General features: G+C 64.4%; 14 protein-coding genes. All 14 read left to right on the forward strand.

Going from position 1 to position 13,640, the window contains the following annotated elements:
- Positions 1-47: 47 nt before the first annotated feature.
- The 14 genes from urtB to ureC all read left to right on the forward strand — a co-directional run bounded on the left by urtB (position 48) and on the right by ureC (position 13,638).
- A complete protein-coding gene (urtB, locus tag PCO31110_RS03520; protein ID WP_150689633.1) occupies positions 48-1,679 on the forward strand; it encodes an urea ABC transporter permease subunit UrtB in 1,632 nt (543 codons plus the stop codon).
- Positions 1,680-2,882, forward strand: a complete 1,203-nt coding sequence (urtC, locus tag PCO31110_RS03525) for an urea ABC transporter permease subunit UrtC (protein ID WP_010805542.1) — start codon at positions 1,680-1,682, stop codon at positions 2,880-2,882. It abuts the gene before it with no gap.
- A gap of 8 nt (positions 2,883-2,890) precedes the next feature.
- A complete protein-coding gene (urtD, locus tag PCO31110_RS03530; protein ID WP_036663885.1) occupies positions 2,891-3,754 on the forward strand; it encodes an urea ABC transporter ATP-binding protein UrtD in 864 nt (287 codons plus the stop codon).
- 2 nt (positions 3,755-3,756) lie between these two features.
- On the forward strand, positions 3,757-4,458 hold the full coding sequence (urtE, locus tag PCO31110_RS03535; RefSeq protein WP_010805544.1) for an urea ABC transporter ATP-binding subunit UrtE: 702 nt from the start codon (positions 3,757-3,759) through the stop codon (positions 4,456-4,458).
- 77 nt (positions 4,459-4,535) lie between these two features.
- A complete protein-coding gene (locus tag PCO31110_RS03540) occupies positions 4,536-5,387 on the forward strand; it encodes an urease accessory protein UreD (protein WP_150689634.1) in 852 nt (283 codons plus the stop codon).
- 557 nt (positions 5,388-5,944) lie between these two features.
- On the forward strand, positions 5,945-7,063 hold the full coding sequence (locus PCO31110_RS03545; protein WP_150689635.1) for a glycosyltransferase: 1,119 nt from the start codon (positions 5,945-5,947) through the stop codon (positions 7,061-7,063).
- Between the two features lie 393 nt (positions 7,064-7,456).
- Positions 7,457-8,227, forward strand: a complete 771-nt coding sequence (locus PCO31110_RS03550) for a transporter substrate-binding domain-containing protein (RefSeq protein ID WP_036663892.1) — start codon at positions 7,457-7,459, stop codon at positions 8,225-8,227.
- A 52-nt stretch (positions 8,228-8,279) separates the two neighbouring features.
- The gene (locus PCO31110_RS03555) at positions 8,280-8,966 is read left to right on the forward strand and encodes an amino acid ABC transporter permease (RefSeq protein WP_150689636.1); all 687 of its coding nucleotides are present in this window, start codon (positions 8,280-8,282) and stop codon (positions 8,964-8,966) included.
- The gene (locus PCO31110_RS03560; protein WP_010805549.1) at positions 8,963-9,613 is read left to right on the forward strand and encodes an amino acid ABC transporter permease; all 651 of its coding nucleotides are present in this window, start codon (positions 8,963-8,965) and stop codon (positions 9,611-9,613) included. Before PCO31110_RS03555 ends, PCO31110_RS03560 begins: the two co-directional genes overlap by 4 nt.
- Positions 9,600-10,322: an amino acid ABC transporter ATP-binding protein gene (locus PCO31110_RS03565; protein WP_010805550.1), complete on the forward strand. Its 723-nt coding sequence runs from the start codon at positions 9,600-9,602 to the stop codon at positions 10,320-10,322. The genes PCO31110_RS03560 and PCO31110_RS03565 overlap by 14 nt, the downstream gene beginning before the upstream one ends.
- A gap of 161 nt (positions 10,323-10,483) precedes the next feature.
- A complete protein-coding gene (locus tag PCO31110_RS03570) occupies positions 10,484-10,786 on the forward strand; it encodes an urease subunit gamma (RefSeq protein WP_010805551.1) in 303 nt (100 codons plus the stop codon).
- Between the two features lie 136 nt (positions 10,787-10,922).
- Complete coding sequence (locus tag PCO31110_RS03575; RefSeq protein ID WP_150689637.1) at positions 10,923-11,606, forward strand: HupE/UreJ family protein; 684 nt, start codon at positions 10,923-10,925, stop codon at positions 11,604-11,606.
- A gap of 29 nt (positions 11,607-11,635) precedes the next feature.
- Positions 11,636-11,941: an urease subunit beta gene (locus tag PCO31110_RS03580; protein WP_010805553.1), complete on the forward strand. Its 306-nt coding sequence runs from the start codon at positions 11,636-11,638 to the stop codon at positions 11,939-11,941.
- Positions 11,938-13,638, forward strand: a complete 1,701-nt coding sequence (ureC, locus tag PCO31110_RS03585; RefSeq protein ID WP_010805554.1) for an urease subunit alpha — start codon at positions 11,938-11,940, stop codon at positions 13,636-13,638. The genes PCO31110_RS03580 and ureC overlap by 4 nt, the downstream gene beginning before the upstream one ends.
- Positions 13,639-13,640 lie beyond the last annotated feature (2 nt).

Raw genomic sequence — 13,640 nt, forward strand, 5'->3', positions numbered from 1 at the left:
TTGCGCCGGCGCCGCGTGGACGGTCTCCGGCGCACGCAGAGGTTTTGATGATAACGATAAGACGCTGGACTGCTGCCGCCCTTGTCCTGATATCACTGGGCGCCGCGCTGAGCACGCCCTCCACGGCCCGGGCCGCCCAACCGGGCATCACCGACGCCGACCTCACCGCGCTCGCCGGCGACGACTTCGACGCCCGCGCGCAAGCCATCGATCATCTCGCGGCCGACGGTTCACCGCAGGCTGCCGCGCTGCTCAATGCATTGGCCGACGACTCGGCCGTGATCGTGGGCAATCGCCTCGCGATTCAGAACGGCGACAAGTACGTCGATCCGATCACCGGCGCCCCCGTCAAGGCAGACGACGCCGGATCGCTCACGCTCAACAACGTGCTGCGCGCCAAGGTCGCCACCGCCGCTGCGGCCGGCGCTCTGCTCTCAACGGATCACGACGCCCGCGCGCATGCCATCGACACGATGCTGCAAAATCCGTCGCCCGCGTTCAAGACACTCATCGAGCAAGCACGCCAGAAGGAAACCGACCCGGCGCTGCGCAAACGCCTCGATCAGCTCTGGGCGCAATCGGCGTTGCACGATACCGATCCCGCGAAGCGCCGCGAGGCCATCGAGTTGATCGCCACCGCAGGCGACCCGCAGATGCGCGATCTGCTGTTGCCCATCGTCGCCAAGCAAGCGGACGGCACTTACGCCGAACCCGACGCCAACGTGCGCAGCGCTGCCGACATCGCGCTCACGCAACTGGCCTCCGCGCAGCGCCGCAGCGAGTTCTTCGGCACTATATTCGCGGGCCTGTCGCTCGGCAGCGTGTTGCTGCTCGCCGCGCTGGGGCTGGCCATCACGTATGGCCTGATCGGCGTCATCAATATGGCGCACGGCGAATTTTTGATGATCGGGGCGTATGCCACCTACGTGGTGCAAACGCTCTTCCAGCGCTTTCTGCCCGGCGCGTTCGATTTCTATCTCGTTGCGGCCGTGCCCGCCGCGTTCTTCGTTGCGGCACTTCTCGGCCTCGTGCTGGAGCGCACCGTCATCAAGCATCTGTACGGACGGCCGCTCGAAACCCTGCTCACGACCTTCGGCATCAGCCTGCTGCTGATTCAGGGCGTGCGCACACTGTTCGGCGCGCAGAACGTCGAAGTGGTCAATCCGTCGTGGATGAGCGGCGGTATCGCGGTCTTGCCCAACCTGATGCTGCCGTACAACCGCATCGTGATTCTGATATTCGCGCTGGTGGTCGTGGCGCTCACATGGTCGGTGCTCAATCTCACGCGTCTCGGTCTGTTCATTCGCGCCGTGACGCAAAACCGCTCGATGGCCGCCTGCGTCGGTGTCAAGACGGGCCGTGTCGACAGCTACGCCTTCGCGTTCGGTGCGGGCATTGCCGGGCTGGGCGGATGTGCACTCTCGCAAATCGGCAACGTCGGGCCCGATCTCGGTCAGAGCTACATCATCGACTCGTTCATGGCCGTGGTGCTGGGCGGCGTGGGACAACTCGCGGGGACGATCGTCGGCGCGTTCGGTCTGGGCATCGCCAACAAGCTGCTCGAACCGATGTGGGGCGCCGTGCTCGCCAAGATCGCCGTGCTGATCCTGATCGTGCTGTTCATCCAGAAACGCCCGCAGGGCATGTTTGCGCTCAAAGGGCGCAGCGCGGAGGCCTGAATGCAGACGTCGAACTTTTTGCCTGAAGGCACCACACCTTCGATCTCGCTGGATGTGCCCTCGCGCGCCCGCCTCCTGCCGAAGCACGTTGCGCCCTTGCTGCTCGCGTTCGTGATCGCCGTGGCGATTCTGGTGCCGGTGTGCGCGCTGGTGCTGCCCGCCACGCATCCGTTGCATCTGTCGGCCTACGCCATGACGCTCGTCGGCAAGATCATGTGTTACGCGATTGCCGCGCTCGCGCTCGATCTGGTGTGGGGCTACTGCGGCATTCTCAGCCTCGGCCACGGTCTGTTCTTCGCGCTGGGCGGCTATGCGATGGGCATGTACCTGATGCGCGGCATCGGCCGCGATGGCGTGTATCACAGTGACCTGCCGGACTTCATGGTGTTTCTCGACTGGAAGTCGCTGCCCTGGTACTGGACCGGCACCGAACACTTCGCCTGGGCGATGTTTCTCGTCGTGGCGTTGCCCGGCGTGGTCGCATGGATCTTCGGCTATCTGGCCTTCCGTTCGCGCGTGAAGGGGGTGTATCTGTCGATCATTACGCAGGCGCTCACGTTCGCGGCCATGCTGCTCTTCTATCGCAACGAGACGGGCTTCGGCGGCAACAACGGCTTCACCGACTTCAAGCGCATTCTGGGCTACTCGATCACTTCGGCGAACACACGTACGGTGCTCTTTCTCGTGACGTTCGCGGTGCTGGTCGGCGCCTTCCTGCTGTGCCGTGCGCTGGTCGTGTCGAAGTTCGGCCGCGTGGTCACCGCCATTCGCGACGGCGAGTCGCGCGCCATGTTCCTCGGTTACCGGCCGCTGAGCTACAAGCTCTTCGTGTGGACGCTGTCCGCCATGCTGTGCGGTATCGCGGGCGCGCTCTACGTGCCGCAGGTCGGCATCATCAACCCGAGCGAGATGGCGCCGGTCAACTCGATCGAGATGGCGATCTGGGTGGCTATCGGCGGACGCGGCTCGCTCGTCGGCGCGATTGCCGGGGCGTTCCTCGTCAATGGCGCGAAGAGCTTCTTCACCGCGTACTTTGCCGAGTACTGGCTGTTCTTCCTCGGCGCGATGTTCGTGCTCGTGCCGCTGCTGTTGCCGCAGGGCGTGATGGGGCTCGTCACACAATTCTCACGCAAACGCAATCGACACGCCCCCGCCGCCGCCGAGGGCGATGCGCCGCGCCCCGTTACCGGAGACCGCGCATGAACAATTACATGGCCGATATCAGTTGGCAACTCGCAGACGCGCCCGATGCCTCCGTCGCCGTGAACGTCAGCGGCGACACCACCGGCATGTCGCACTTCGTGGTGCCGGGCGAGATCGATACCTCGCACGGCCTCATCCTGTATGTGGAGAACATCTCCGTATCGTTCGACGGCTTTCGTGCCCTGAACGACCTGTCGCTGTCGATCAAGACCGACGAGCTGCGCTGCATCATCGGCCCGAACGGCGCGGGCAAGACGACCATGATGGACGTCATTACCGGCAAGACCCGCCCCGACGCCGGACGCGCGTACCTCGGTCAGACACTCGACCTCACGCGGCTCGACGAGCCTGCCATTGCGCAGGCTGGCGTTGGCCGCAAATTTCAGAAGCCGACGGTGTTCGAGCACCACAGCGTGTGGGAAAACCTCGAACTTGCCTGTGCGGGCGACAAGCGCTGGTTCCGCTCGCTGTGGGCCATGCTCACGCCGGCCATCCGTCATCGCATCGAAGAAGTGCTCGCACTCACGCATCTGGAACATCAGGCGCATGTGCGCGCAGGGCAGTTGTCGCACGGGCAGAAGCAGCGGCTGGAGATCGGCATGTTGCTCATGCAGCAGCCGCAACTTCTGCTGCTCGACGAACCCGCCGCCGGCATGACCGATGAAGAGACCGCGCAGCTCGCCGAGTTACTCAACCGCCTGCGCGGTCATTGCTCGATGATGGTGGTCGAGCACGACATGGCGTTCGTTGCCGCGCTCGCGGGCGAGACAGGTCTCGTCACCGTGATGGCCGAAGGGCGGGTGCTCGCCGAAGGCACGCTCGATGTCGTGCAGCGCGACGAACGCGTGATCGAATCGTATCTGGGACGCTGACCATGCTGGAAATTCACGCACTCAATCAGTACTACAGCGGCAGCCACATCCTGCGCAACGTGGAGTTCACCGTGCCCGACGCGCAACTCACCGTGCTGCTCGGGCGCAACGGCGTTGGCAAAACGACGCTGCTCAAATGCCTCATGGGCGTGGTGCCCGTGAAGTCCGGCAGTATCGCGTGGCGCGGCCATACGCTCACCTCCGCGCCACCGTATGCACGCGTGGCAAGCGGACTCGCCTACGTGCCGCAGGGGCGCGATATCTTCCCCCGGTTGAGCGTCGAAGAGAATCTGCTGATCGGTGCGGCGAGCCGCCCCGCTCGCGAGGCCAAACGCGGTGTGCCCGAACACATCTACGAACTCTTCCCGGTGCTACGCGACATGAAGCAGCGTCGTGGCGGCGATCTGTCCGGCGGGCAGCAGCAGCAACTCGCCATCGGCCGCGCCCTCATGAGCGATCCGCAATTGCTGATTCTCGACGAGCCGACCGAAGGCATTCAACCGTCCATCATCAAGGACATCGGCGCGACGTTGCGCCGGCTGGTCGACGAACGCGGCATGACGGTGCTGCTTGTCGAACAGTATTACGACTTCGCGCTCGAACTCGCCGATCACTATCGCGTGATGAGTCGCGGCGCCATCGTGGCAAGCGGACTCGGCAAGGACATGGAGGCCGACGGCGTGCGGCACATGGTGGCGGTGTGACGCGCGCCCTGCGCGCTGTACTGCCGCACATGCCCGCCGCGTGCTAGATTCGCGGCATCCACGGCCTCCCCTCTTTCATGAATTCCCTGCACGCGTCCCCCACCGGCTGGCATGCCGAGCTGACACTGGGCTTCGCGCGACACGAGGCGCGCACGGTGCTCGCCACGCGTCGCCATCAAGGCCCGCTCGTCGTCCAGAAATCCCTTCATCCGGAAGGCCCGGGCATATGTCATGCCGTAGTCGTGCATCCACCCGGCGGCATTGCGGGCGGCGACACGCTGTCCATCGACGTCGATGTCGGTGACAGCGCGCACGCGGTGCTCACCACACCCGGCGCGACCAAGTGGTACAAGTCGCCGGGCCGCTTCGGCACGCAGGAGGTCACCCTTACCGTGCACGATGGCGCGAAGCTCGATTGGCTGCCGCTCGAGAACATCGTGTTCGAGCAGGCCGACGCCCGCCAGCGCATCACCGTGCGGCTTGGCGACGGCGCGACCGTGATCGGTTGGGACGCCACCTTGCTCGGCCGTCAGGCCGCCGGGGAACAGTGGACGCAAGGCCGCTGGCGTTCGAACTTCGAACTGCGCGACGCGAAAGATCGCCTGCTGTGGGCCGAACAAGCCGTGCTCGGCGCCGGCGACGCGCAACGAACGGGCACCACCGGTCTCGCGGGATTCCCGGTCTTCGCCGCGCTGTGGGCGGTGAGCGACGCGTGCACGCGAGAGCTGGCCGAATCGCTCGCGCAATGGCTGCCGTTCAACGACGACTTGCGCGCAGGCGTCACGTGCTTGCCCGGCAATGTGCTCGTGCTGCGCGTGCTCGGTCACGACATGGAGACGGTGCGGCAGTTGCTGATCTCGCATTGGCTCAGGCTGCGCCCGTTGGTCCATGGCGTGCCCGCCGAACCGTTGCGCCTGTGGTCGACGTGATGGCGATGTCGCGCGCATCCACGCTACGCCGCGTGCACATCGATCGAATGCGATCCGCATAGGGCGGTATCTTTGCGCCATGTCCGAGGACACCTCCCAAAACGCCCCGGTATCTTCTGCGCTTACCCTGCACTCGGCAAGAATTCGATGCACGTCCGCCGGTTTCCGGCGCGCGCATCGCATCGTTCCGAAAAGGGGAGTGTCTCGTGAAATCGAGTTGCAGCACGTCGTCATCGGCTAGCGGGGTTAGCGCTGGCTCGTCCATCTCGTCTCTTGCGCCCCATGCGGATGCCTTCAGAGGCCGGCCGTATCGCTTCGCGCAGGACTTCAGCACGACAAGACAGGTACCTCATTATCAAAGCGTGTTCGGCGTGACGACTGGCGCACACCCGCACGCCATCCAGACGCGCGCAACACCTGCGCCGTTCGGAGAGGCCGCCGGCGACAACGACATCCCCGAGGCCTTCGGCGACAACTTCGTCGATTGGGGACGCGCTCCCGACCTTGGCCCGCCCCCAGTCGCTTCAACCGCGAAAGTCTTCCGTCTCGACGAAGCCATGCGCGAGCCGGTGCCGAACATCGTTAGTTACATCTGGGTCGGCGGGAACCGAATCAGCGGCGCGAATTACAACAATATGCTGCACGCGGCCCGGTTGAATCCGGACGCGACGCTGCTTCTCTATATCGACAGCGAGACGCGGGATATCGAGCTTGAAGCGCTCGCCACGCGCAGCGGTTTCGACGCCGGATGCGCGTTACGCCAATGTCCGAACGTAACACTGGTACGGGTGAGAGACAGTGCGTTTGGCAACGCCTTTTCGATAGCGCACGGCGACACCTATGCCTTTTACGAGCGTTGCATGGCCGCCGGGAAATTCGCCATGGCCTCTGACACCCTGCGCTATCCAGCCGTGTACCGCACCGGCGGTGTGTATTTCGACGCCGACGACGAATTACTGACACCCATCGATTTCCAACGGCTGAATGCAGCCCCCGACGAGATCCTTCATCAGATGCCCTACTCCTTGTCACCCAAACACGGTGAGGGCATCTTCTTCCCCAGTTGCCCATTCGCGGCGCGCGCAGGAAACGAGTTGCTGCTTGAGGTCATCGACCGCTGCGGCGCCAATTACCAAGGCTATGTCCGAATGGAAAAGGGGCACTACAAGCCGCAATTCGCATTCGAGGATTCCATCCCGTACTACGAGATAAATCGCATGTGCGGCCCCGGCGTTTTGACCGACGTCTTGATCGAACACGATCCGAGGTCGGCGCAGCTTTACGAATTGCATGCGAACAAAGAGAAATCGTCCGGCCCGCTTCCGGCGGGAATCAAGCGTCACGTTCCGTTCGCCAACCATGACGTCACCGCATGCGCCTTCCGTTCGGGTTCCGATCACAGTTGGGATATGACGAAAGCCGTCTCCCCTTTCGAACATCTCGCCGTGGAAGAGCCCGAAGGATTACCGCAACCGAACGCCGACGGTGTACGGCTCGACGAGCGAGGCGACGGCTTCGTCCGAGCCGAAGGATTCACGTTCCGGGTCGCCCCGAGAGGCCCCGACAACGTTCGATGCGTCCTTACGCCCTACGGTCAGGTTTCGTCCGTGACAGTCAAACGCAGCGAAAGCGGTATCTGGAGTGCGCAGAACGCCACGCGTCCTCCCACCCCCTGACGCCTGAGCGCGCGCCGGCCGATCGTCGGCCGCACAAAATGATCGAATGCACCAATACAGGGAATGCTTGCGTACCCACTGCTGGATTGCACCAACAAGAGGCCCCCGCTTCGACTCGGCGTCCGCTCAGATCCCCGGCGCACGGCGCAGCAGCCACGCCCTGCCACAGTTATCTCAGCGTGACACCCTCGGGCACGATTCCTGCTACCTCACTGTATCGACCGGTCAGACCAGATGATCCGGCCGCCGGAACACTCCTGTTGCCGGAATACTTCGCCCCCGATACCCGAGGTTGCCGTCATGCTGCCGTTCACCCGTACCGCCGTCTCTCATGAAGCCGTTACCGCTACGCTCGGCGCGCGTGCCCGTGCCCGCCGCGCCTTCACCACGTTGATGCTCGCCGCCAGCGCGATCGCTGCCTTCACGGTGGCGATGCCGCGCGCCGCACACGCCGACGAACTTGACGACATCGTCAAGCGCGGCACCCTGCGCGTGGCCGTGCCGCAGGACTTCCCGCCGTTCGGCTCCATCGGCCCGGACATGAAACCGGCCGGCTATGACATCGACACGGCTGCCCTGCTCGCCAAGGGCATGGGCGTGAAGCTCGAACTGGTTCCCGTGACGAGCGCCAATCGCGTGCCCTACCTCACGACGAACAAAGCCGACCTCGTGATCTCCAGCCTCGGCAAGAACGCCGAGCGCGAGAAGGTCATCGACTTCTCGGAAGCGTACGCGCCGTTCTACAACGGCGTCTTCGGACCGAAGGATCTGGTGGTGACCAAGCCTGCCGACCTCTCGGGCAAGACCATCGGTGTGACGCGCGGCGCCGTCGAAGACCTTGAACTGTCGAAGATCGCGCCGGCCGACGTTACGATCAAACGCTTCGAAGACAACAACGGCACGATCTCGGCCTTCCTCTCGGGTCAGGTGCAACTGGTCGCCACGGGCAACGTCGTGGCCGCCGCGATTCTCGCCAAGCATCCGCCCAAGCTGCCGGAGCCGAAATTCCTGATCAAGAATTCGCCCTGCTTCGTCGGCCTGAACAAGAACCAGCCGCGACTGCTCGCCAAGGTCAACGACATCCTCACGGCGTCGAAGAAGGACGGCTCGCTCGGCAAGATCTCGCAGAAGTGGCTCGGCATGCCGCTGCCGGCCGACCTCTGATCTGCACGCGCTTTCCGGCCCGCCTCACCCCGAGACTCATCACCGGCTTCACATGCATTACGTCCTCGACTTTGCCGATCTGCGGCAATACCTGATGCTCTTCGTGCGCGGCGCCGCACTGACGGTTGCCCTCACGGCCGTGTCCACGGTCGTGGGCGTGGTCGTCGGTGCGCTGTGCGCCGTCGCCCGCGAGGAAGGGCCAACGTGGCTCAAGGCCGTCGCGGGTGTGTACGTCGAACTGATCCGCAACACGCCGTTCATCGTGCAGCTCTTTTTCATCTTCTTCGGGCTGCCCAGCCTCGGCATTCATATCGACGAGACGACTGCCGCCATCGTCGCCATGAGCGTAAACCTCGGCGCGTACGCCACCGAGATCATTCGCGCGGGCATGCGTGCCGTGCCGCGCGGGCTATCCGAAGCCGGGTTGTCGCTCGCCATGACGCGCGGCCAGATCCTGCGTCACGTGATCCTGCCGCAGGCGTTCGCCAAGGTGTTTCCGGCGCTCGCCAGCCAGATCGTGATCGTGATGCTCGGTTCGGCTGTCGTCTCGCAAATCTCCGTACCCGATCTGTCGTACGCCGCCAACTTCGTGCAGTCGCGCACCTTCCGGGCGTTCGAGAGCTATCTGATCGTCACCGCGCTGTATCTCGTGCTCGCGATTGCGCTGCGCCGCGTATTGATGCGCTGCGCGCGCCGCCTCTTTCGCGGCACGGTCAAGGTCAGGGGAGGTGCACGATGACCGAGTTCTCCACGTGGGACATGTTGTACGGCCTGCTGCTGGCCGGACGCTGGACGCTCGCGCTCTCGGCCATCGCCTTCGTCTTCGGCGGGCTGGTGGCGTTGATGCTGCTCGTGGTGCGCGTCGGACGCGTGCAATGGGCGGCGAATGCCGTAGCGCTGTACATCGAAATCTTTCAGGGCACGCCGCTGCTCATGCAGCTGTTTCTGGTGTTCTTCGGCCTGCCGTTGCTCGGCCTGGACGTTTCGCCGTGGGTAGCCGCAGCCGTCTGCCTCACGCTCTACACAAGCGCCTACCTGACGGAAATCTGGCGCGGCTGCGTCGACGCGATTCCGCACGGTCAGTGGGAAGCGTCGTCGAGCCTCGCCATGCGCTACGGCGAGCAACTGCGTCACGTCATCCTGCCGCAGGCGCTGCGCATCGCCATCGCGCCCACGGTCGGCTTCTCGGTGCAGGTGGTCAAGAGCACGGCGCTCGCGTCGATCATCGGCTTCGACGAACTGACCAAGACCGGCACCATGCTGACCAATGCGACCTTCCAGCCATTCACCGTGTACGGCCTCGTCGCTCTGCTCTACTTCGCTGCCTGCTATCCGCTGTCGCTGTGGGCGCGTCATCTTGAAAGGAAACTCCATGTCGCTCATTGAAGTCAGGGGCATGCAAAAGCGCTTCGGCGAGAACCCGGTGCTCAAGGGCATCGACATGGACGTCGAGCGGGGTCAGGTGGTATCGATCATCGGCAAGAGCGGCTCGGGCAAGAGCACGCTGCTGCGCACGCTCAACGGCCTTGAGCGGTTCGACGCGGGCAGCGTCGCCGTCGACGGCGTGCACGTCGGCGCACGCGACACCGACCTGCGCGCCCTGCGCCTGAAGGTCGGCATGGTGTTCCAGCAGTACAACCTGTTTCCGCATCTGTCGGCCGGTGAGAACGTGATGCTCGCGCAGAAGGTCGTGAAAAAGACCTCAAGTGCCGACGCGCGCGAAGTCGCCCGCACCATGCTCGCCAAAGTGGGGCTGGCCGACAAGTTCGACAGCTACCCGTCGCAACTCTCGGGGGGGCAGCAGCAACGCGTGGCGATTGCGCGCTCGCTCGCCATGAACCCTGCGGTGCTGCTGTGTGACGAGATCACCTCGGCGCTCGATCCCGAACTGGTGGCCGAAGTGCTCAAGGTGCTCGAAGACCTCGCCGCCGAGGGCATGACGCTGATTCTCGTCACGCACGAGATGCGCTTCGCCCGTCACGTATCGGATCGCGTGGTGTTCATGCATCAGGGCAAGATCTGGGAGTCAGGCGAACCGGAGCAGCTCTTCACACAGCCGGCGACGCCGGAGTTGCAGCGGTTCATCTGTCAATGAAAACGCCGAAGCATGACGTCGCCCGCGCCCGCGCGCCGCACAAATCTGGTGCGTGCCGGCTCAACCGCAAAACCCGGTGGCGCAGACGTGAGCGCGCGCCTATGATGTGCGGCAGCAGCGTCATCCCACTGAACCCTTGGCATTGAAATTTCTTCGTCACGATGAAGCTCACTCCGCGCGAAAAAGACAAGCTGCTCATCTTCACCGCCGCCCTGCTCGCCGAACGCCGGCGTGCGCGCGGCCTGAAGCTCAACTATCCGGAGGCCGTGGCCTTCATCAGCGCCGCCCTCATGGAAGCCGCACGAGACGGACGCACCGTGGCCGATCTGATGCACTACGGCACCACGCTGCTCACGCGCGAGGACGTCATGGACGGCGTGCCCGAGATGATCCCGGACATTCAGGTCGAAGCCACCTTTCCGGATGGCACCAAGCTCGTCACCGTGCATCACCCGATTCCCTGAGATGCGCCAATGCGAGTCCCTGCCGGCACGCCCCTCGTTGCATTCGCACTCGTGTGCGATCCGGTGTCCGGTGTCGCTTCGTACCCCTTCGTACCCTGTTTCTCCGTCGTCGATAACAACATCCTAAGGACGTCTCATGTCAGTGGACCGCTCCCTCAATGCCCATGACGCCGGCGAAGTGTCCGCCACTTCGCTGAGCGCTTCCGCGCATTCCCCCCGTCGCGCGCATCGCCACCTCGCGCGCGCGGCGACTGGCCTCGCTCTGCTTGCCGCGTCGGGCGTCGCGCTCGCGCACCCCGGTCATCCGGGGCACGACGCCGCGAGCAGCTTCGCCGCCGGCTTTCTGCATCCGCTGACCGGGGCAGATCACCTTTGCGCCATGATCGTTGTCGGCCTGTGGAGTTCGCTGACGTCCAAGCGCGTCTGGCTTGCCCCGGTCGCGTTCGTCGCCATGCTCGCCGCAGGCGGACTGCTCGGCATGTCGCACTGGTTCGCGCTGCCCGGTGTCGAGCCGATGATCGCCGTCTCGCTGCTCGTGCTCGGACTAATGCTCGCCACGCGTGCGAAGCTGCCGGGCTGGGCAGGGGCAGCCATCGTGGGCGCGTTCGCGATCTTCCACGGTTTCGCTCACGGCGCCGAACTGCCGGCTGAGGCGAGCGCAATGCACTACATGGCAGGCTTCCTGATCGCGACCGGCATGCTGCACGGCATCGGTATCGCGGCGGGCGTTGCGCTGCGCCGTCGCACGGCATGGGTACCGCGCTTGCTGGGAGCGGGCGTGCTGGCGTACGGCGTATCGCTGCTCGCCGCAGCGGCCTGAGTCGCAGTCACGCCTTTTCGGAGACGCTCATGATTCCCGGAGAACTGTTGCCCGCCTCGGGTGAGATCACGCTCAACGAAGGTCGCCCGACCCTCAGCGTGACCGTCGCCAACACTGGCGACCGCCCGATCCAGATCGGTTCACACTTCCACTTTTATGAAGTCAACGATGCGCTGCAATTCGACCGCGAAGCGGCGCGTGGCTTTCGTCTGAATATTGCCGCCGGCACGGCAGTGCGCTTCGAGCCGGGGCAGCAACGTACCGTCGAACTCGTCGCGTTGGCGGGAGATCGCCGCGTGTTCGGTTTCGCCGGTCGCGTCATGGGGGCGCTATGAAGATTTCACGCCGCGCTTATGCGGAAATGTTCGGTCCGACGACAGGTGACCGCCTGCGACTAGCGGACACCGAACTCATCATCGAGATCGAGCGCGATTACACGACCTACGGCGAAGAGGTGAAGTTCGGCGGCGGCAAGGTCATTCGCGACGGCATGGGTCAATCGCAGCGCACACGCGCCGATGTGGTCGACACCGTCATTACCAACGCCGTCATCATCGATCACTGGGGCATCGTCAAAGCGGACATCGGGCTCAAGGACGGCCGCATCTGGGGCATCGGCAAAGCCGGCAACCCGGATATCCAGCCCGGCGTGACCATTGCGCTGGGCGGTGCGACGGAAGTGATCGCCGGCGAGGGGATGATCGTCACGGCCGGCGGCATCGACTCGCACATCCACTTCATCTGCCCGCAGCAGATCGAGGAGGCACTCTCGTCCGGTGTGACCACGCTGCTCGGCGGCGGCACCGGCCCCGCCACCGGCACGAACGCCACCACCTGCACGCCCGGGCCGTGGCACATGGAACGCATGCTGCAAGCCGCCGACGGCTGGCCGATCAATCTCGGCTTTCTCGGCAAGGGCAATGTCAGCCAACCCGCCCCGTTGCTCGAACAGATCGAAGCCGGCGCCATCGGTCTGAAACTGCACGAGGACTGGGGCTCCACGCCCGCCGCCATCGACGCCTGCCTGTCGGTTGCCGACGCGACCGACACCCAGGTCGCGATTCACACCGACACGCTCAACGAAGGCGGCTTCGTCGAGGCAACCGTTGCGGCAATCAATGGCCGTACGATCCACACGTATCACACCGAAGGCGCCGGGGGCGGACACGCACCTGACATCCTGAAAGTGTGCGGCGAGCCCAATGTCCTGCCGTCGTCCACGAATCCGACGCGCCCGTACACCATCAACACGCTCGACGAGCATCTCGACATGTTGATGGTCTGTCATCACCTCGATCCGGCCATTGCGGAAGACATCGCCTTCGCCGAATCGCGCATCCGGCGCGAGACGATTGCCGCCGAGGACATCCTGCATGATCTGGGCGCGCTGTCGATGATCTCCTCGGACTCGCAGGCGATGGGGCGCGTAGGCGAAGTCGTCATGCGCACGTGGCAGACCGCCCACAAGATGAAGGTGCAGCGCGGGGCGCTGGGTACCGATACGGCGCAGGCCGATAACTTCCGCGTCAAACGTTACGTCGCGAAGTACACGATCAACCCCGCGATCACGCACGGCATGGCCCACGAAATCGGCTCGGTCGAAGTGGGCAAATGGGCCGATCTGGTGTTGTGGGAACCGGCATTCTTCGGCGTGAAGCCGACGCTGATTCTCAAGGGCGGCATGATTACGACGGCGCTCATGGGCGACCCGAACGCGTCGATCCCGACACCCCAGCCGGTGCACTACCGCGAGATGTTCGGCGCACGCGCCGGGGCGATGGCGCGCACGTGCCTCACGTTCGTGTCGCAGGCGGCGTACGATGGCGATGTGGCTGGCCGTTACGGGCTGACCAAGCGCATCGTGCCGGTGCGCAATATCCGGCAGGTGACCAAGGCCAACATGATCAACAACGACTGGTTGCCGCACATCAGCGTCGACCCCGAGACCTATCAGGTCATCGCGGATGGTCAGTTGCTGACGTGCGAGCCGGCGACCGTGCTGCCGATGGCGCAACGCTACTTCCTTTTCTGATC

The organism is Pandoraea communis (assembly GCF_902459745.1).
Lineage (GTDB): Bacteria > Pseudomonadota > Gammaproteobacteria > Burkholderiales > Burkholderiaceae > Pandoraea > Pandoraea communis.